This window comes from Pararobbsia silviterrae (genome assembly GCF_003628125.1).
Classification (GTDB): Bacteria; Pseudomonadota; Gammaproteobacteria; order Burkholderiales; family Burkholderiaceae; genus Pararobbsia; species Pararobbsia silviterrae.
Genome location: NZ_RBZU01000003.1, coordinates 55,992 through 74,788 on the forward strand (window position 1 = coordinate 55,992; position 18,797 = coordinate 74,788).

General features: G+C 63.5%; 16 protein-coding genes. 1 reads left to right on the forward strand and 15 read right to left on the reverse strand.

Annotated elements, in window-relative coordinates; genetic code table 11:
* Nucleotides 1-10 precede the first annotated feature (10 nt).
* From phoR to D7S86_RS08460, 11 genes are all read right to left on the reverse strand, one after another.
* A complete protein-coding gene (phoR, locus tag D7S86_RS08410; protein ID WP_121085359.1) occupies nucleotides 11-1,333 on the reverse strand; it encodes a phosphate regulon sensor histidine kinase PhoR in 1,323 nt (440 codons plus the stop codon).
* A gap of 154 nt (nucleotides 1,334-1,487) precedes the next feature.
* Nucleotides 1,488-2,189: a phosphate regulon transcriptional regulator PhoB gene (gene phoB / locus D7S86_RS08415; protein ID WP_121086054.1), complete on the reverse strand. Its 702-nt coding sequence runs from the start codon at nucleotides 2,187-2,189 to the stop codon at nucleotides 1,488-1,490.
* A 34-nt stretch (nucleotides 2,190-2,223) separates the two neighbouring features.
* Nucleotides 2,224-2,928, reverse strand: coding sequence for a phosphate signaling complex protein PhoU (gene phoU, locus D7S86_RS08420; RefSeq protein WP_121085361.1), 705 nt, complete (start codon nucleotides 2,926-2,928; stop codon nucleotides 2,224-2,226).
* 15 nt (nucleotides 2,929-2,943) lie between these two features.
* Nucleotides 2,944-3,735 (reverse strand): phosphate ABC transporter ATP-binding protein PstB, encoded by a 792-nt coding sequence (gene pstB, locus D7S86_RS08425; protein ID WP_121085363.1) that lies wholly within the window; start codon nucleotides 3,733-3,735, stop codon nucleotides 2,944-2,946.
* Nucleotides 3,736-3,738: 3 nt separating this feature from the next.
* The gene (pstA, locus tag D7S86_RS08430) at nucleotides 3,739-4,632 is read right to left on the reverse strand and encodes a phosphate ABC transporter permease PstA (RefSeq protein ID WP_121085365.1); all 894 of its coding nucleotides are present in this window, start codon (nucleotides 4,630-4,632) and stop codon (nucleotides 3,739-3,741) included.
* The gene (gene pstC, locus D7S86_RS08435; RefSeq protein WP_205962785.1) at nucleotides 4,629-5,567 is read right to left on the reverse strand and encodes a phosphate ABC transporter permease PstC; all 939 of its coding nucleotides are present in this window, start codon (nucleotides 5,565-5,567) and stop codon (nucleotides 4,629-4,631) included. The genes pstA and pstC overlap by 4 nt, the downstream gene beginning before the upstream one ends.
* 124 nt (nucleotides 5,568-5,691) lie before the next feature.
* Nucleotides 5,692-6,726, reverse strand: coding sequence for a phosphate ABC transporter substrate-binding protein PstS (gene pstS / locus D7S86_RS08440; RefSeq protein WP_121085369.1), 1,035 nt, complete (start codon nucleotides 6,724-6,726; stop codon nucleotides 5,692-5,694).
* A 385-nt stretch (nucleotides 6,727-7,111) separates the two neighbouring features.
* On the reverse strand, nucleotides 7,112-8,470 hold the full coding sequence (gene glmM / locus D7S86_RS08445; protein WP_121085371.1) for a phosphoglucosamine mutase: 1,359 nt from the start codon (nucleotides 8,468-8,470) through the stop codon (nucleotides 7,112-7,114).
* A gap of 143 nt (nucleotides 8,471-8,613) precedes the next feature.
* Nucleotides 8,614-9,456: a dihydropteroate synthase gene (gene folP / locus D7S86_RS08450; RefSeq protein ID WP_476704089.1), complete on the reverse strand. Its 843-nt coding sequence runs from the start codon at nucleotides 9,454-9,456 to the stop codon at nucleotides 8,614-8,616.
* A gap of 250 nt (nucleotides 9,457-9,706) precedes the next feature.
* Nucleotides 9,707-11,599 carry an ATP-dependent zinc metalloprotease FtsH gene (gene ftsH / locus D7S86_RS08455; RefSeq protein ID WP_121085378.1) on the reverse strand — a complete coding sequence of 631 codons (1,893 nt, stop codon included), beginning with the start codon at nucleotides 11,597-11,599 and terminating at the stop codon, nucleotides 9,707-9,709.
* A 141-nt stretch (nucleotides 11,600-11,740) separates the two neighbouring features.
* The gene (locus tag D7S86_RS08460) at nucleotides 11,741-12,403 is read right to left on the reverse strand and encodes an RlmE family RNA methyltransferase (RefSeq protein WP_121085380.1); all 663 of its coding nucleotides are present in this window, start codon (nucleotides 12,401-12,403) and stop codon (nucleotides 11,741-11,743) included.
* 110 nt (nucleotides 12,404-12,513) lie between these two features.
* On the opposite strand from D7S86_RS08460, the gene D7S86_RS08465 reads away from it, so the two are divergent.
* On the forward strand, nucleotides 12,514-13,047 hold the full coding sequence (locus D7S86_RS08465; RefSeq protein WP_121085382.1) for a YhbY family RNA-binding protein: 534 nt from the start codon (nucleotides 12,514-12,516) through the stop codon (nucleotides 13,045-13,047).
* Nucleotides 13,048-13,111: 64 nt separating this feature from the next.
* Here the strand turns inward: D7S86_RS08465 and D7S86_RS08470 are convergent, their stop codons facing one another.
* The 4 genes from D7S86_RS08470 to carA all read right to left on the reverse strand — a co-directional run bounded on the left by D7S86_RS08470 (nucleotide 13,112) and on the right by carA (nucleotide 18,754).
* Nucleotides 13,112-13,615: a DUF4149 domain-containing protein gene (locus D7S86_RS08470; protein ID WP_121086058.1), complete on the reverse strand. Its 504-nt coding sequence runs from the start codon at nucleotides 13,613-13,615 to the stop codon at nucleotides 13,112-13,114.
* 75 nt (nucleotides 13,616-13,690) lie between these two features.
* The gene (greA, locus tag D7S86_RS08475) at nucleotides 13,691-14,167 is read right to left on the reverse strand and encodes a transcription elongation factor GreA (protein ID WP_121085384.1); all 477 of its coding nucleotides are present in this window, start codon (nucleotides 14,165-14,167) and stop codon (nucleotides 13,691-13,693) included.
* Nucleotides 14,168-14,294: 127 nt separating this feature from the next.
* Nucleotides 14,295-17,549: a carbamoyl-phosphate synthase large subunit gene (carB, locus tag D7S86_RS08480; protein ID WP_121085386.1), complete on the reverse strand. Its 3,255-nt coding sequence runs from the start codon at nucleotides 17,547-17,549 to the stop codon at nucleotides 14,295-14,297.
* A gap of 50 nt (nucleotides 17,550-17,599) precedes the next feature.
* Nucleotides 17,600-18,754 carry a glutamine-hydrolyzing carbamoyl-phosphate synthase small subunit gene (gene carA, locus D7S86_RS08485; RefSeq protein WP_121085388.1) on the reverse strand — a complete coding sequence of 385 codons (1,155 nt, stop codon included), beginning with the start codon at nucleotides 18,752-18,754 and terminating at the stop codon, nucleotides 17,600-17,602.
* Between the last annotated feature and the right edge of the window lie 43 nt (nucleotides 18,755-18,797).

The window sequence follows — 18,797 nt, forward strand, 5'->3', positions numbered from 1 at the left end:
CCATGCCGGCTCAGATCGCCTTCGCCGCGGCCACCTTGTCGCGGAACGTTCGCGCCGCGGCGAAGCGCACCGCAAACTCGCTGCCGCGCCCTTCTTCGCTCTTGACCTGAAGCAACGCATCGTGCCGTTGCAGCACGTGCTTGACGATCGCAAGGCCGAGTCCGGTGCCGCCCGTGTCGCGCGAACGGCTACGATCGACGCGATAGAAGCGCTCGGTCAGACGCGGGATATGTTCGGCCGGAATCCCGATGCCGGTATCCGTGACAGAGAACACCGCGCCGTCGCCCGTATCGCGCCAGCGGATCGTGATCTTGCCGCCCTCGGGCGTATAGCGGACCGCATTGCTCACGAGATTGCCGAGCGCGCTCATGAGCTCGTTCTCGGCGCCGACGACCGTCAGCCCGTCGTCGGCTTCCATCTCGATCGTATGCTTTCCGCTCGACAAGCCGAGCGCGTCATCGCGCAGATGGCGCAGCAAATTCGGCATGTCGATCATATGCTCGACGGGCGGCTTCGCATCGCCTTCGAGCTTCGCGAGCACGAGCAGATCGTTGACGATGATCTGCATGCGCGCGGCCTGCTGCGCCATGATGTCGAGATATCGCGCGCGATCGGCCTCCGAGAGCGGCAGCTCGCGCATCGTTTCGAGAAAGCCCGACAGCACCGTCAGCGGCGTCTTGAGTTCGTGCGAGACGTTCGCGACGAAATCTCGGCGCATCGAATCGGTACGTTCGAGTTCGGTGATGTCCTGCGTGAGGACGAGCTTGCGATTGTCGCCATACGGAAATGCCTGCACGGCGAGGACTTTCTGGCGATTCTCGCCCATGCCGCGCATATGAAGATCCTCGTCGTAACGCTGCTGATGCAGATAGCGGACGAAGTCCGGATGACGGACGAGATGCGTGATGTGCTGGCGCAAATCGCGCTTCGTATCGAATCCGAAATGCGACTCGGCGATCGCGTTGCTCCATTCGATCTGGTTCTGGTCGTCGAGCATGACCACGCCGTTCGGCGATGCCTGGATCGCCTGGATAAAGCGCTGGTGCTGCATCTCGACTTGCCGGATCTGCGAATGCCAGCGTTTGACGAGCTTGTGAAGGCGATAGTAGATCTCGCCCCAGATGCCCGGCGCATGGATCACCTCGTCGTGCGCCGGCGCTTCGAGCGCATGCCAGAGCCGCCGCGTCTGGATACTGTTGAACACGACATAGCCGACGAGCGCGACACCCAGGAAAATCGGCGCAACGGCGGGCCTGCACCACATGCCGAGCCCGAGCGCGATAAGTGCCACGACGAGCAGGGACACCATTGCGCGTGTCCAGATGACGTTCATGCGAGACCTGATTCTATCGACGGCGCGCACGCGCACCGGGTTAAGGTCGCGGTGTCATCACACACCGCATGCAAGCCTCAAAGCCTCTTCACGATTGTCGCGCGCGCGTGCAATGCGCTGCCCGCGACAATCGGCGTCACGATGCGACGCGCGATCAGTTCGCCTTCGCGAGCCGATAGCCGCTGCCGCGCACCGTTTCGATCATGGCATCGCAGCCCGCGGGTTTGAGCGCGGCGCGCAGGCGCTTGATGTGCACGTCGACCGTACGCTCTTCGACGAACACGTGATCGCCCCAGACCTGGTCGAGCAATTGCGTGCGGCTATGGACGCGCTCGGGGTGCGTCATGAAGAAATGCAGCAGGCGGAACTCGGTCGGGCCGAGATCGAGCTTCGTCTCGGCGCCGCCGTTCTGCGCGGCGACGCGATGCGTCGACGGATCGAGGCGCAAGCCGTTGATCGCGACGATGTCCTCGGTCAACTGCGGCGCGCGACGACGCAACACGGCCTTGATACGCGCCATGAGTTCCTTCGGCGAGAACGGCTTCGTGACGTAGTCGTCGGCGCCGATCTCGAGGCCGAGCACCTTGTCCTGCTCTTCGCCGCGCGCGGTCAGCATGATGATCGGAATATGTTTCGTCCGATCGTTGGCGCGCAGATCGCGCGCGAACGAGACGCCGGATTTCCCGGGCAGCATCCAATCGAGCAGCACGAGATCGGGCAAGACGTCGCTGATCAGGCTCGCGGCCTGTTCGGCGTTGTATGCGCGTATCGGGCAATGTCCGGCATGCTGAAGGTTGACCGAGATCAGTTCGGAGATCGCGGGCTCGTCTTCGACGACGAGAATGCTGCTGGGTATCGACACCTAGGGGCCTCTTTCTTGTTCTGAAGAATCAACCGAGCGCTTCGCGTTCGAGCTGCTCGCGCGACACGTGACGCACATCCGTGCCCTTGACGATGTAGATGATGAACTCGGCGATGTTCTTCGCGTGGTCGCCGATGCGCTCGACGGCCTTCGCAATGAACAGATAGTCGAGCCCGGCCGAAATCGTGCGCGGATCTTCCATCATGTACGAGACGAGCTTGCGCACGAACGCGCGGAATTCCTCGTCGATCTGCTTGTCGTCGCGCACGATCTGCGCGGCGGCCACCGTATCGAGCCGCGCGAACGCGTCGAGCGCGCGACGCAGGATCGAGACCGCCATCTCGCCGGACAACTTGATCTCGGCGATATTGATCGCGCGCGCCGAGCCGTCTTCGGACAGGCGCTTCGTGCGCTTGGCGATCTTCTCGGCCTCGTCGCCCGCGCGTTCGAGATTCGTGATCGTCTTCGAGATCGCCATCAGCAAGCGCAGATCGCGCGCGGCCGGCTGGCGGCGCGCGATGATGTTGCTGCACTCCTCGTCGATCTCGACTTCCATCGTGTTGAGCTGGTGCTCGGACGCGATCACGCGGTCCGCCGCTTCGATATCGAAGTTGTTGAGCGCCTGCATCGCGATCGTGATCTGCGACTCGACGATCCCGCCCATTTCGAGCACCTTAGACGACACCGCGTTGAGATCGGCGTCGAACTGGCTGGACAAATGCTTGTCGGACATGGCTCGTTTCTCCCGTTAGCCGAAGCGGCCGGTAATGTAATCCTCGGTTTCCTTGCGCACGGGCTTGATGAAGATCTTTTCGGTTTCGCCGAACTCGATCAGTTCACCCAAGTACATGTACGCCGTATGGTCCGAGCAGCGTGCGGCCTGCTGCATGTTGTGCGTGACGATCACGACCGTGTAGTCGTCCTTGAGCTCGGCGATGAGCTCCTCGACACGGCCCGTCGAAATCGGATCGAGCGCCGAGCACGGTTCGTCGAGCAGCAGCACCTCGGGCTTGATCGCAATCCCGCGCGCGATGCACAGCCGTTGCTGCTGACCGCCCGAGAGACCATGGCCGCTTTGCTGGAGCTTGTCCTTGACCTCGGTCCAGAGCGCGGCCTTCGTCAGCGCCCATTCGACGCGATCGTCCATCTCCGAGCGCGAGAGCGACTCGAACATTTTGACGCCGAACGCGATGTTGTCGTAGATCGACATCGGGAACGGCGTGGGCTTCTGGAACACCATGCCCACGCGCGCGCGCAGCAGCGAGATATCCTGCGTCGTCTCGAGCAGGTTCTCGCCGTCCATGATGATCTCGCCCTCGGCGCGTTGCTCCGGATAGAGCGCGAACATCTTGTTGAACGTACGCAGCAGCGTCGACTTGCCGCATCCCGACGGACCGATGAATGCGGTCACCTTGCGGTCGGGAATCGACAGATTGATGTTCTTGAGCGCGTGATACCGGTTATAGAAGAAGTTGAGGTTCTTGACCTGGATCTTCGTGCCCGGGGCGGCCACGGCCGCATTAGCTTGAACGGTCGCCATCTTTTATCGGCTCTTGAAAAGCGAGCGCGCGAGAACGTTGAGTCCGAGCACGCCAAGGGTAATCAGGAAGACGCCCGCCCATGCAAGCGACTGCAGATGCGGATCGACGTTGAGTGCGAACTGGAAAATCGTGACCGGCAGACTCGCCATCGGCTTGGTCATGTTCAGGCCGAAGAACTGACTGTTGAGCGACGTGAACAGCAACGGCGCGGTCTCGCCGGTGATCCGCGCGATCGCGAGCAGCACGCCGGTCATGACGCCCGAGATCGACGACTTCAACGTGATCGAGAGCACCATCTTCCACTTCGGCGTACCGAGCGCGATCGCCGCTTCGCGCAGGGCGTTCGGTACAAGCTTGAGCATGTTCTCGGTCGTGCGGATCACGACGGGGATCTGCAGCAGCGCGAGCGCGGCCGCGCCGGCCCAGCCGCTGAAGCCGTGGAACGGCGCAACGAGGATCGCATAGACGAACAGACCGACGACGATCGACGGCCCCGACAACAGGATGTCGTTGATGAAGCGCACGAGACTCGCGAACCAGCTCTTCTGCCCATACTCGGCGAGATAGATGCCGGCCAGAATGCCGATCGGCGTGCCGACCGCGGTCGCGCATCCGACCATGATCAGCGAGCCGGCGATCGCATTGAGCAGACCGCCGCCCGGATCGCCCTGGGCGGGCGTCGATTGCGTGAAGAGATCGAGCGACAGACCGCCGATACCGAACTGGATCGTCGTGAACAGAATCCAGACGAGCCACAGCAGGCCGAAAGCCATCGCGAGCATCGACAGCGTCAGCGCGATGCGATTGACGCGGCGGCGACGCGTCTGGAGCTTGCGTCGGACGTCGCGCGCGCCGCCTTGCAACTGCGCCGCTGCGTTGAAAGTTTGGTCGCTCATCTTGCGCCCTCCGCGCGCTCAAGGCGCAACAGCATCAGCTTCGATGCGGACAGCACGACGAAAGTGATGAAGAACAGGATCAGGCCGAGCTCCATGAGCGCGGCCGTATGGAGCCCCGGACCCGCTTCGGCGAATTCGTTCGCGAGCGCCGACGCGATGCTGTTGCCCGGCGCGAACAGCGACACGCTGTTCAGCAGGTTCGTGTTGCCGATCACGAACGTGACGGCCATCGTTTCGCCGAGCGCGCGGCCAAGGCCGAGCATCACGCCGCCGATGACACCCGTCTTCGTATAAGGCAGCACGACGTTCCACATGACTTCCCACGTCGTACAGCCCAGTCCGTACGCCGATTCCTTGAGCAGCACGGGCGCGACTTCGAACACATCGCGCATGACCGACGTGATGTACGGAATGATCATGATCGCGAGGATGAAACCCGCGAGCAAGATGCCGATGCCGATCGTCGGGCCATGGAACAGCGCGCCGATCAGCGGCACCGAGCCGAGCACGGTTTTGAGGGGTTTTTCGATGAACGTCGCGAAACTCGGCGCGAAGACAAGCAGACCCCACATGCCGTAGACGATCGAAGGGATCGCGGCGAGCAGTTCGATGGCCGTACCGAGCGGCCGACGCAGCCAGACGGGCGCGAGTTCGGTCAGGAACAGCGAGATGCCGAAGCTCACGGGCACCGCGATGATCAGCGCGATCGCCGACGTCGCGAGCGTGCCGTAAATCGGCACGAGCGCGCCGAATTGATCATTGGGCGGATCCCAATCCGAGGTCCACAAGAACGACAGGCCGAACTTCGAGAGCGTCGGCCAGGAGGTAATCACGAGCGACACGAGAATGCCGCCGAGGAGCAACAACGTCACGAGCGCCGACAGGCGCGTGAGGGTCCCGAACACAAGGTCGCCGGTACGGGACGGCGCACGCATCGTGCTCGCGGGTTTGACTGAAAGCTGAGTGTCGGACATGGCGCCCCTTAAACGCACCGCGCGGCATGAATGCCGCGCGTGCTATCTGACAGCTCCCCGCGCCGCGGGGAGCAGGTTCCGGCTTTTACTGCGCTGCGAGCGACTTGCCCGACGCATCCTTCACCTTCGTCTTCCACTGCGAACGGATTTCGTTGATCACGCTATCCGGCAGCGTCACGTAGTCGAGATCGTTGGCAGCCGCCGTGCCGTTCTTGAACGCCCAGTCGAAGAACTTGAGCGTTTCCGCGCCTTGCGCCGGCTTGTCTTCGGCCGTGTGCACGAGCACGAACGTCGCGCCGACGACCGGCCACGCATCCTTGCCCGACTGGTTCGTCAGGATCTGGTAGAACGACTTCGACCAGTCGGCCGTCGCAGCCGCGGCCTTGAACGAATCCGCATCCGGCGCGACGACGTTGCCCGCCGCATTCTTGAGGTCGACATACGTCATCTTGTTCTGCTTGACGTAAGCATACTCGACATAGCCGATTGCGCCCGGGGTGCGCTGGACCGACACGGCGACGCCGTCGTTACCCTTGCCGCCCAGACCCGTCGGCCAGTTGACCGTCGCGCCTTCGCCGACCTTCGACTTCCACTCGGCATTGACCTTCGACAGGTAGTTCGTCCAGATGAAGCTCGTGCCCGAGCCGTCGGCGCGGCGCACGACCGCGATATCCGTATCCGGCAGCTTGACCTTCGGATTCAGCGCGACGATCGCCGGATCGTTCCACTTCGTGATCTTGCCGAGGTAGATGTCGCCGAGCACTTCGCCCGACAGCACGACTTCACCGGCCTTGACGCCCGGCAGGTTGATCACGGGAATCACGCCGCCGATGACCGTCGGGAATTGGAACAGGCCTTCCTTGTCGAGCTGGTCGTCCTTGAGCGGTGCGTCCGAGCCGGCGAAATCGACCGTCTTCGCGACGATTTGCTTGATCCCGCCCGACGATCCGATACCTTGGTAGTTGATGCGGCCGCCACCCGACTTCGCGTAGGCATCCGCCCACTTCGTATAGATCGGCGCCGCGAACGTGCTGCCTGCGCCCGTGACGTCGGTTGCGTGGGCGGCGAGGGCAAACATGACACCGGCCAGGCCGGCGATCGCGGATTTCATGAGACGCATGAGACCTCCAGGGAGTAAGCGTGTAGTCGCGTTGTTGGCAAATTGCCTCTGTGGACGCCGCTCACTTTAGGGCCCGTCTATGTCATTCATGTGACATTCGATGAAACGTATGTGACAGTCACATTACGCTTCGAAAGGCAAGATATTTTTTTGAAAACGCTGCGCAATGGGAGATTTTGATGCCAAATCGCTGCAATTATTGGCATTTCCCACGGAGACGGCCCAAAGCGGGCCTGAACGGAAAAGGCAGGAAAACGGGACGGGCGCCGACGTCACATGCGATTCACACTCGAACGCCGGTTGAATATCGTATAGCTTAAACGGTGATGGGCGCGCGGTCTGCGCGGGGCCGCACGATCGCACAAGCGCGCGCCCCGCGCTTTGCTCACGCGGTCGCGGTACGGACCGTGTTCGCGATCGATTCGGCATAGTGCGACGCCGCGCCGGGATCATGCGCCTCGACCATCACGCGCAGCACGGGCTCCGTCCCGGATGCGCGAATCAGCACGCGCCCCTGGTCGCCGAGCGCCGCGCGAGCCTGCGAAATCGCGGTATCGATCTCGCCGTTGCCCTTCCATTCGGCGTCGGGGCGCATCCGCACATTGATCAGCGTCTGCGGGAACAGCTCGACGCCTTCGAGCAGCTCGGCGAGCGTCTGACCGCTGCGCTGGAGCGCGGCGAGCACGAGCAATGCCGAAACGATGCCATCCCCCGTCGTATGGCGATCGAGCGACAGAATATGGCCCGAGCCTTCCGCGCCGAGCTCCCAGCCGTTCTCGCGCAGTTGTTCGAGCACATAGCGGTCGCCGACGGCCGCGCGTACGAACGGTACGCCGAGCTTCTCGAGCGCGAGCTCGACCGCCAGATTGGTCATCAGCGTACCGACCGCGCCCGGCACCCGACCGTTCGTCGCGATGCGGTCGCGCACCAGCACATAGAGCAGTTCGTCGCCGTTATACAGACGCCCGTCCGCATCGACGATCTGCACACGGTCCGCGTCGCCGTCGAGTGCGATACCGAGATCGGCCTGATTCGCCTTGACGGCCTGAACGAGCGCATCGGGCGCGGTCGCGCCGACGCCGTCGTTGATATTGAACCCGTTCGGATGAATCCCGATCGGCACGACTTCCGCGCCGAGTTCGTGGAACACGTGCGGCGCGACGTGATACGCGGCGCCATGCGCGCAATCGACGACGAGCTTCAGGCCGTGTAGATCGTATTTGGCCGGAAACGTGCTCTTGCAGAACTCGATATAGCGACCCGCCGCGTCGTCGAGACGGCGCGCTTTGCCCAGATGCTCGGAAGACGCGCATTCGAGCGGCTCGTCGAGGTGCGCCTCGATTTCGAGTTCGACCTCGTCGGGCAGCTTGTTGCCGTCGGCCGAGAAGAACTTGATGCCGTTATCGTCGTACGGATTGTGCGACGCGCTGATCACGACGCCGGCCGACAGCCGCAGCGCTCGTGTCAGATACGCGACACCCGGCGTCGGCATCGGCCCGGCGAGCATCACGTCGACGCCCGCGGCCGCAAAACCGGATTCGAGCGCCGCTTCGAGCATATAACCCGAGACGCGCGTGTCCTTGCCGATCAGCACCGTCGGGCGGCTACCGCGCTTGCCCGAATGCGAGCCGCCCGCGAGCACCTTGCCGGCCGCATAGCCGAGCCGCAACACGAACTCCGGCGTGATGGGCGACTGGCCGACCTTGCCACGGACGCCGTCCGTACCGAAATAACGACGAGTCATACGCTCGTTCTCCTGGTTATCGACTGTCAAACGCCAGTCACAATTATCCGCGAACCTCGTCCGCGACGGGTACGCCTTCTTTCCGCTGGTTCGTACCGGCGATTACGCGCACCGCGTGCCGTGACCGACCACGCGCGCTCCGCTCAACCGGCCGCGCGCATCGCTGCCCAGACCTTGAGCGCGTCGATCGTCTCGGCCACATCGTGCACGCGCACGATCCGCGCGCCGCGCTCAACCGCGAGCACCGCCGCCGCCACGCTCGCCGCCAGCCGTTCCGTGGCAGGCTTGTTGATGACGGCGCCGAGCATCGATTTGCGCGACATGCCCGCGAGCACCGGGACGCCGGCCGGCGCCGTGCGCGGCAAGTCCGCGAGCAGCGCGTAATTCTGTTCGACCGTCTTGCCGAAGCCGAAACCCGGATCGACGCTGATCCGCGCACGCGCCACGCCGGCCGATTCGAGATCGGCGACCCGATGCGCGAGAAACTGCGCGACATCGGCCACGACGTCGTCATACGCCGACTCCGGGGCGGTCTGCATCGTCTGCGGATCGCCGATCATATGCATGACGCAGAGCCCGCAGTCGCTCGCCGCCACGGCTTCGAGCGCGCCCGGCAGGCGCAGGCCCCAGATATCGTTGATCATGTCCGCGCCATGCGCGAGCGATTCGGCCATGACTTCGGGCTTATAGGTATCGATCGAGATCGCGACGCCCGCGTCGCGCAGTTCGTCGACGAGCGGTATCACGCGTTCGAGTTCCGCATCGAGCGCCAAAGGCGGCGCGCCCGGTCGCGTGGATTCCCCGCCGATGTCGATGATGTCGACGCCCGCCGCGATCATCTGCTCCGCATGCCGAAGCGCCGCGTCGCGCGCGATAAACCGGCCGCCGTCCGAAAACGAGTCCGGCGTCGCGTTGAGGATGCCCATTACCAGCGGACGCTCGAACGCATACTCGAACCGCCCGCATTGCCATACCGATTGCTTCACCACCCACTCCATATTCCATGCGCGTACGTCGCCGACCGGTGCGCACATCGCAGCATGATGCGCCCGGCACCGCGACCGTACTGTACAACGCGTCTCAATTGCCCGATCCGCGTACGCCCCTCGCCGCCCCGGCTCGGCTCGGCTCGGCTCGGCTCGGCTCGGCTCGGCGAAGGATCATCGATCGCTCGCCCGGCAATATCAACAAAAAAGGCCGGCTTTCGCCGGCCCCGATGCTCGATACGCTGACGGCTTACGCGGGTTGCGTCGCGCCGTTCGCGGGCTTGGTCTCGACGCCCGAGTTGCCGCCGCCCGGCGGCACGTCGCCCGAACCGCGCGGCGCACCCTTCGGCGGCCGCGGCGGCAGACCCGCCATGATGTCGTTGACCTGATCCGCATCGATCGTTTCCCAATCGAGCAGCGCCTTCGTCATCGCTTCAACCTTGTCGCGATTGTCCTGCAGCAGCTTGCGCGCTAGCGCGTATTGCTCGTCGAGGATCCGGCGGATTTCCGCGTCGACCTTCTGCTGCGTGCCTTCGGACACCGCGCGCGAGGACATGCGACCAAACGACTGATCCGATTCGGTATCGACATAGACCATCGTGCCGAGCACATCGGACATGCCGTAACGCGTGACCATATCGCGCGCGAGCTTCGTGGCGCGCTCGAAGTCGTTCGACGCGCCCGTCGAAATCGCGTTGAGGAACACTTCCTCGGCCGCGCGACCGCCGAACAGGATCGCGATCTCGTTGAGGATGCCGTCCTTGTACGCGTAGTTCTTGTCGTGTTCGGGCAGATACCAGGTCAGACCGCCCGCGAAGCCGCGCGGCATGATCGTGACCTTGTGAACGGGGTCCGACAGCGGCAGCAGCTTGCCGACGACCGCATGACCCGATTCGTGGTACGCCGTCATCCGGCGTTCTTCCTCGCGGATCACGGCCGACTTGCGCTCCGGACCCATATAGATCTTGTCCTTCGCGTCCTCGAAGTCCTGCATCTCGACAATGCGCTTGCCGCGACGCGCCGCGAACAGCGCGGCTTCGTTGACGAGGTTCGCGAGATCGGCGCCCGAGAAACCCGGCGTGCCGCGCGCGATGACCGACGCGTCGACGTCGTTCGCGACCGGCACCTTGCGCAGATGGACCTTGAGGATCTGCTCGCGGCCACGGATATCGGGCAGCCCGACAAACACCTGACGGTCGAAACGGCCCGGACGCAGCAGCGCCTTGTCGAGCACGTCGGAACGGTTCGTCGCGGCGATCACGATGACGCCCGAGTTCGCCTCGAAGCCGTCCATCTCGACGAGCATCTGGTTCAGCGTCTGTTCGCGCTCGTCGTTGCCGCCGCCCATGCCGGCGCCGCGATGACGGCCGACCGCGTCGATTTCGTCGATGAACACGATGCAAGGCGCGTGTTTCTTGGCCTGCTCGAACATGTCGCGCACGCGTGCCGCGCCGACGCCGACGAACATTTCGACGAAGTCCGAACCCGAGATGCTGAAGAACGGCACCTTCGCTTCGCCGGCGATCGCGCGCGCGAGCAAGGTCTTACCGGTGCCCGGAGGTCCGACGAGCAGCACGCCGCGCGGAATGCGGCCACCGAGCTTCTGGAATTTCTGGGGATCGCGGAGGAAATCGACGAGTTCGGAGACTTCTTCCTTGGCTTCGTCGCAGCCCGCGACATCGGTGAAATTGATCGCGTTGTTGTTCTCGTCGATGAGCCGCGCGCGCGACTTGCCGAACGAGAAGGCCCCGCCTTTGCCCCCGCCCTGCATCTGTCTCATCATGTAGAACCAGAAGCCGATGATCAGAATCGTGGGGCCGAGGTAATAGAGTGCCGAGATCAGCGCGTTCGGTTCATCTTCGGCCTTCGCCGTGACCGAGACGCCGTCCTTCATGAGATCGCCGATCATCCAGATGTCGCCGGGCGACACGAGCGTGTATTTGGCGCCGTCGGCGGGCGTCACGGTCAGGTTACGCCCCTGGACGATGACGTTCTTGATCTTGCCGTTCTTGGCGTCGTCCATGAACTGGGAGTAGCTGACCCCTTCCTGGATGCGAGGCTTGTCGAACTGCCTGAACACCGTAAACAGCACCAGTGCGATGACCAGCCACACTGCTGCCTTCGAAAACAAATTGTTGTTCAAAGCATCGCTCCTTCACTCATAACGCCGGCTGCCCGAAAAAAGTCCGGTTCCCACCGGCGAACCATTCTAATCCAGGCCGGGAAGCCCCGCCATAGGAATAGTCTACGCCATTGATAGTCAATTCAAGGGTTTGGCGCGCCTTTAGACGCCTTTACCGGGCGTCTTCAATCCCTTTCCGAGAATGAACGTTTCGGCCGATTTATCCCGGGAAGCCTTCGGCTTGCGGGCCGCCACCACCTTGAATTGCCGTTTGAACTTCTCGACGATCTGGCTATATCCGCTGCCGTGAAAGCACTTGACGAGCAACGCGCCTTCGGGCCGCAAATGGTTTTGTGAAAATTCAAGCGCCAGATCGCAAAGATGCTCGATGCGCGCGGCATCCGCCGACGCGACACCCGACAGGTTGGGCGCCATATCCGAAATTACAAGGTCCACCGCTTGCGCACCGACAATCGTCTCGAGTTGTTCGAGCACGGCGTCGTCGCGAAAATCGCCCTGGAGGAAGTGAACGTCGGCGATCGGTTCCATCGGCAGGATGTCGAGCGCAATGATCGTGCCGTCGATGCCGCCTTCGTTCTTGCGATTGCCCTGCGCGAGCTTGTTGCGCGCGTATTGGCTCCAACTGCCCGGCGTCGCGCCGAGATCGACGATGACCTGCCCCGGACGGATCAGCTTGTCCTGCTCGTCGATCTCCTTGAGCTTATATGCCGCGCGGGCGCGATAGCCCTCGCGCTGGGCGAGCTTGACGTACGGATCGTTGATGTGATCGTGAAGCCAGTGTTGATTGAAACGATTCTTTGCCATGAGATTGCATTGCGACGACGAACAAACACCGGGAAATGGCCTGAATCGTCGCTTTTGTTCGATAATACGCGTTTGGCGCGGTCCTCGCGCCCCTCTATCCAGACCGAGCCATGCCCGCCCTCAATGTGACCCCGGCGCACCGCGCCGCGTTGCGCTCCGATGCGCACGCCCTCAAACCCGTCGTCCTGATCGGGGCGGAAGGCCTTTCCGAAGCCGTGATCAAGGAGATCCGGGTCCACCTCGACGCGCATGAACTGATCAAGATCCGCGTGTCGGGCGACGATCGCGAGGCGCGCGTCGAAATTTATGATGCGATTTGCGACCGGCTCGACGCCGCGCCGATTCAACATATCGGCAAACTGCTCGTCGTCTGGCGCCCCGCGCCCGAGGAAACGCCCCTCAAGCCGAGCCAGCGCGCCAGCTCGCGCCTGCCGTCGGTCAACAGCGCGCGCGGCGAGCAGCTCGCAGCGCGTGGCGGTGCGCCGCGCGTCGTCAAGGTCACGAAACCGAGCAGCTCGGTTCGCAAGCCGAAACCCGTCAAGGTCACGGTTCGCGGCAACGAGCGCGTGACGGCCGGCGGCAACGTCAAGCGCGCGAAGCCGCGTCAGACGAGCGCCAAGCGCCACCACCAGTCGGTCAAGTAATTCACGCTCGGCGTGTCACTCGGCATCCGATCCGCACGGGACGGATGCCGGACCGCATGACGACTCAGGCCGGCGCGATCACCGACGCGCGCACGCCGCGCATACAGACAAGCCAGACGCCGAGCACGCTTTCAAGCAGATAGAACACCATCGACACGCCGTGCAGCGCGCCGAACTGCGTCTTGTACGCCGAATGCGAGATGTCGGTGCCCGCGGTCTGAGCCGCGATGCGCAGCGCATTCATCCAGGGCTGCAGCGCGAAATACCCGACCAGCGTGCACGCGATCATCGCGATGATCACACGCCGCGCGCGGCGCAGCGCTTGCGCGCCGATCTCGATCGACGACGCGCCGGCGTCCCGCATGCGCAGCACGCGGTTCGCGATCAGCAGCAACACGATGCCCGAGACGACCGACACATAGGCCTGCGTGTGGAACAGATTCGCCGCGACACGCCCCGCATCCGTTTCGGACAGCAGCGCAAACAGCGTCGGTGCGACGAGATAGCCCGTCGTGAGCAAGCTACCGACCCAGATCGTCGAAATCAGATTGAATAGTCGTTGCGGCATCGTGGCGCGGCCCGTCGCGATCGCGGCGGCGCGCCTTCGGACGCGCACCGCGCTACGCGTGACGGTTCAGATGTTTCAGATGTACTTGACCGAGATGATTTCCCACTCGCGCACGCCGCCCGGGGCCTGCACGGATGCGACGTCGCCTTCGACCTTGCCGATCAGCGCGCGCGCGATCGGCGAGCTGATCGAAATGAGGCCGTGATCGAGATCGGCCTCGTCGTCGCCGACGATCTGATACGTGACCGTCTTGCCCGCGTCGACGTCTTCGAGTTCGACGGTCGCGCCGAACACGACGCGGCCGTCCGCATCGACAGCCGACGGATCGATGATCTGCGCGGCCGACAGCTTCGACTCGAGTTCGGCAATGCGCCCTTCGATAAAGCCCTGCTTTTCCTTTGCCGCGTCGTATTCGGCGTTTTCGGACAGGTCGCCTTGCGCACGCGCCTCGGCGATCGAATTGATCACGGCCGGACGCTCCTTGGACTTCAGGCGCTCGAGCTCTGCTTTCAGCATCTGCGCGCCGCGCTTGGTCAACGGAATGGTGCTCATAAGAATTCAAAAACCAAAAAAAATCGCCGCAGCCAAAGTGCATCCGAACCGTCAGGTCCGGACACCGCGTTGGCCGCGGCTCGTTCCAGAGATGCCCCGATGCGTGCGCCCGGGGCCTCGATCCGAGTTAGTTTAGGCGAGCGTGCAGCCCTTGTAAATCGTAGACTTCGAGGTCCTTCAGGTAGCGCAGTCCCTCAACCGCCGCGCGCGCGCCCGACATCGTCGTGTAATACGTGACCTTGTGCGCCTGCGCGCTCATGCGGATCGAACGCGAATCGGCGATCGCGGTGCGCGTCTCGTCGACCGTCGTAAACACGAGCGCGATCTCGCCGTTCTTGATCATGTCGACGATATGCGGACGGCCGTCCTTGACCTTGTTGACGGTCTTGACGGGCACACCGGCCGACGCGATCGCCGATGCCGTGCCCTTCGTCGCGACGAGCGGATAGCCGAGTTCGTGCAATTGCTTCGCGACTTCGATCGCGACGCCCTTGTCCGAATCCTTGACCGTCAGCAGCACCGTGCCCGATGCCGGCAGACGCGAGCCCGCCGCGAGCTGCGACTTGAACAACGCCTCGCCGAACGTGCGGCCCACGCCCATGACTTCGCCCGTCGAACGCATTTCCGGTCCGAGCACCGGATCGACGGTCGGGAACTTGATGAACGGGAACACCGCTTCCTTGACGCTGAAATACGGCGGCTCGACTTCGGCCTTCACGCCTTGCGAGTCGAGCGACTGGCCGACCATGCACCGTGCGGCGATCTTCGCGAGCTGCATGCCGGTCGCCTTCGAGACGTACGGCACCGTGCGCGATGCGCGCGGGTTGACTTCGAGCACGTAGACGATGTCCTCGACCGTGCCGTCCGCGCGCTTGTCCTGCTGGATCGCGAACTGCACGTTCATCAGACCGATGACGTTGAGCGCGCGCGCCATCGCTGCGGTCTGGCGCTTGAGCTCGGCGACCGTCTCGGCCGACAACGAGTACGGCGGCAGCGAGCACGCCGAGTCGCCCGAGTGCACGCCGGCCTGTTCGATGTGCTCCATCACGCCGCCGATAAAGACGTCCTTGCCGTCGGAAATACAGTCGACGTCGCACTCGATCGCATCGTTGAGGAAGCGGTCGAGCAGCACGGGCGAATCGTTCGAAACCTTGACGGCCTCGCGCATATAGCGTTCGAGATCGCGCGGCTCATGGACGATTTCCATCGCGCGGCCGCCAAGCACGTACGACGGACGCACGACGAGCGGATAGCCGATTTCCTGCGCGAGCTTGAGCGCTTCGTCTTCGGCGCGCGCCGTGCGGTTCGGCGGCTGACGCAGGTTCAGCGTGAACAACAGCTTCTGGAAACGCTCGCGGTCTTCGGCCGCGTCGATCATATCGGGCGACGTGCCGATGATCGGCACCCCGTTCGCTTCGAGGTCGAGCGCGAGCTTGAGCGGCGTCTGGCCGCCGTACTGGACGATCACGCCGACCGGCTTTTCCTTGTCGACGATCTCGAGCACGTCTTCGAGCGTCAGCGATTCGAAATAGAGACGATCCGACGTGTCATAGTCGGTCGACACCGTCTCGGGATTGCAGTTGACCATGATGGTTTCGTACCCATCCTCGCGCATCGCGAGCGCCGCGTGCACGCAGCAGTAGTCGAACTCGATCCCCTGGCCGATGCGGTTCGGACCGCCGCCGAGCACCATGATCTTCTTGTTGTTCGTCGGCTGCGCCTCGCACTCGTCCTCGTAGGTCGAGTACATATAGGCCGTCTTCGTCGCGAACTCGGCCGCGCACGTATCGACGCGCTTGTAGACCGGACGCACGTTGAGCGCGATCCGGCGCGCGCGGACCTGCGTCTGCGTCGCGCCGAGCAGCTTCGCGAGGCGCCGATCGGAGAACCCCGCGCGCTTCAAATAACGGAGTTCGTCAAACGACAGGCTCTCGATCGTGCGGCCGGCAAGCGTCTTTTCGATGCGGACGATGTCCTCGATCTGCGCGAGGAACCACGGATCGATCGCGGTTTCCTCGTGGACTTCCTCGACCGTCATGCCGATGCGGAACGCATCGCCGACATACCAGATCCGATCCGGACCCGGCGTGCCGATTTCCTCGACGATCTCATCGCGGTCGGACGACTTCTCGTCGAGACCGTCGACCCCGACTTCGAGGCCGCGCAGCGCCTTCTGGAACGATTCCTGGAACGTGCGGCCGATCGCCATGACTTCGCCGACCGACTTCATCTGCGTCGTGAGCTTCGAATCAGCTTCGCGGAACTTCTCGAACGCGAAGCGCGGAATCTTCGTGACGACATAGTCGATCGTCGGCTCGAACGACGCGGGCGTCTGACCGCCCGTGATTTCGTTGCGCAACTCGTCGAGCGTGTAGCCGGCCGCGAGCTTGGCCGCGATCTTCGCGATCGGGAAACCCGTCGCCTTCGAGGCAAGCGCCGACGACCGCGAGACGCGCGGATTCATTTCGATGACGACCATGCGGCCATCGGCCGGGTTGATCGCGAACTGGACGTTCGAACCGCCCGTGTCGACGCCGATCTCGCGCAGCACGGCGAGCGACGCATTCCGCAGGATCTGATATTCCTTGTCGGTCAGCGTCTGTGCGGGCGCAACCGTGATCGAGTCGCCCGTATGCACGCCCATCGGGTCGAGGTTCTCGATCGAGCAGACGATGATGCAGTTGTCCTTTTTGTCGCGGACCACTTCCATCTCGTACTCTTTCCAGCCGAGCAGCGATTCTTCGATCAACAGTTCGCGCGTCGGCGAAAGATCGAGCCCGCGGCGGCAGATTTCCTCGAACTCTTCCTTGTTGTACGCGATACCGCCGCCCGAACCGCCGAGCGTGAACGACGGACGGATCACCACCGGGTAGCCGATGCCGCCGACTTCGCCCGCGATACGCGCCTGAACCTGCTGGGCCTCTTCCCACGAGTGCGCGATGCCCGACTTCGCGGAGCCGAGACCGATCTTCGTCATCGCGTCCTTGAACTTCTGACGGTCTTCGGCCTTGTCGATCGCCTCGGGCGACGCGCCGATGAGTTCGACGTCGTATTTCGCGAGCACGCCATGCGCGTGCAGGTCGAGCGCGCAGTTCAGCGCGGTCTGGCCGCCCATCGTCGGCAGGATCGCGTCGGGGCGTTCCTTCGCGATGATGCGCTCGACGACTTCCCACGTGATCGGCTCGATATACGTGACGTCGGCCGTGTTCGGGTCGGTCATGATCGTCGCGGGATTGCTGTTGACGAGAATGACCTTGTAGCCCTCTTCACGCAGCGCCTTGCACGCCTGTGCGCCCGAATAGTCGAACTCGCAGGCCTGGCCGATGATGATCGGACCGGCGCCGATGATGAGGATGCTCTTGATGTCTGTACGCTTCGGCATAAAGCTCTCGGATGCTGGATTCTGTGTTCGCTGTCGTCAATGTTGCGGGCTCAGGCCGCGACCGGCCGGCCGGCCTTCTTCGCCTCGATCATCGAGACGAAGCGATCGAACAGGTAGGCGATGTCGTGCGGACCCGGCGACGCTTCGGGGTGGCCCTGGAAGCAGAACGCGGGCTTGTCCGTCAGCGCGAAACCTTGCAGCGTGCCGTCGAACAGCGACGTATGCGTGACGCGCGCATTCGCGGGCAGCGTCGCGGCATCGACCGCGAAGCCGTGGTTCTGCGACGTGATCACGACGCGGCCGTCGTCGTGGTCTTTGACCGGATGATTCGCGCCGTGGTGACCCGTTTTCATCTTCATCGTCTTCGCGCCGACCGCGAGACCCATGATCTGATGACCGAGGCAGATGCCGAACGTCGGGATGCCGCGCTCGATGAACTCGCGCGTCGCACGGATCGCGTAGTCGCACGGTTCCGGATCGCCAGGGCCGTTCGAGAGAAAAATGCCGTCCGGATTCAGCGCGAGCGCATCGGCCGCGCTCGACTGCGCGGGCAACACCGTCACACGCAGGCCGCGCTCGGCGAGCATGCGCAGGATGTTGTACTTGACGCCGAAGTCGAACGCGACGACGTGAAATTTCGGATCGCGCTGCGCGCGATAGCCTTCGCCGAGACGCCATTCGGTCTGCGTCCACTCGAACGGCTTCGTCGCCGACACGACCTTGGCGAGGTCCATGCCCGCGAGGCCCGGGAACGAGCGCGCGAGTTCGAGCGCCTTGTCCGCATTGTCCTCGCCCGCGAGAATCGCCCCGCTTTGCGCGCCCTTCTCGCGCAGGATCCGCGTGAGCTTGCGCGTGTCGATACCCGCGATCGCAACGATGCCCTCGTCCTTCAAATACTGGGACAAGGTGCGCTGCTGGCGGAAATTCGAGGCGGCGAGCGGCAGATCGCGGATGATCAGACCGGCTGCGTGAACCTGGCTCGCCTCGACGTCTTCAGCGTTGACGCCGACATTGCCGATATGCGGGTACGTCAGCGTGACGATCTGACGCGAATAGCTCGGGTCGGTGAGGATTTCCTGATAGCCGGTGATCGCGGTATTGAAAACGACTTCGCCGATCGTCTGACCGGGTGCGCCAATCGAATAACCGCGGAAGACCGTACCGTCAGCGAGCGCAAGCTGGGCGAGAGGAAAAGACGGCAACACGGGAGGCTCCTTGCGGGGGACACCCAGCTGCCGACCTGCCGTT

Coding starts and splice junctions, on each gene's coding strand:
- glmM (WP_121085371.1), bottom strand. CDS start 8,470: ATGACTCGTCGTTATTTCGGTACGGACGGCGTCCGTGGCAAGGTCGGC.
- pstA (WP_121085365.1), bottom strand. CDS start 4,632: ATGAGCGACCAAACTTTCAACGCAGCGGCGCAGTTGCAAGGCGGCGCG.
- phoR (WP_121085359.1), bottom strand. CDS start 1,333: ATGAACGTCATCTGGACACGCGCAATGGTGTCCCTGCTCGTCGTGGCA.
- D7S86_RS08465 (WP_121085382.1), top strand. CDS start 12,514: ATGCCCGCCCTCAATGTGACCCCGGCGCACCGCGCCGCGTTGCGCTCC.
- pstS (WP_121085369.1), bottom strand. CDS start 6,726: ATGCGTCTCATGAAATCCGCGATCGCCGGCCTGGCCGGTGTCATGTTT.
- carB (WP_121085386.1), bottom strand. CDS start 17,549: ATGCCGAAGCGTACAGACATCAAGAGCATCCTCATCATCGGCGCCGGT.
- phoU (WP_121085361.1), bottom strand. CDS start 2,928: ATGTCCGACAAGCATTTGTCCAGCCAGTTCGACGCCGATCTCAACGCG.
- D7S86_RS08470 (WP_121086058.1), bottom strand. CDS start 13,615: ATGCCGCAACGACTATTCAATCTGATTTCGACGATCTGGGTCGGTAGC.
- D7S86_RS08460 (WP_121085380.1), bottom strand. CDS start 12,403: ATGGCAAAGAATCGTTTCAATCAACACTGGCTTCACGATCACATCAAC.
- pstC (WP_205962785.1), bottom strand. CDS start 5,567: ATGCGTGCGCCGTCCCGTACCGGCGACCTTGTGTTCGGGACCCTCACG.
- pstB (WP_121085363.1), bottom strand. CDS start 3,735: ATGGCGACCGTTCAAGCTAATGCGGCCGTGGCCGCCCCGGGCACGAAG.
- greA (WP_121085384.1), bottom strand. CDS start 14,167: ATGAGCACCATTCCGTTGACCAAGCGCGGCGCGCAGATGCTGAAAGCA.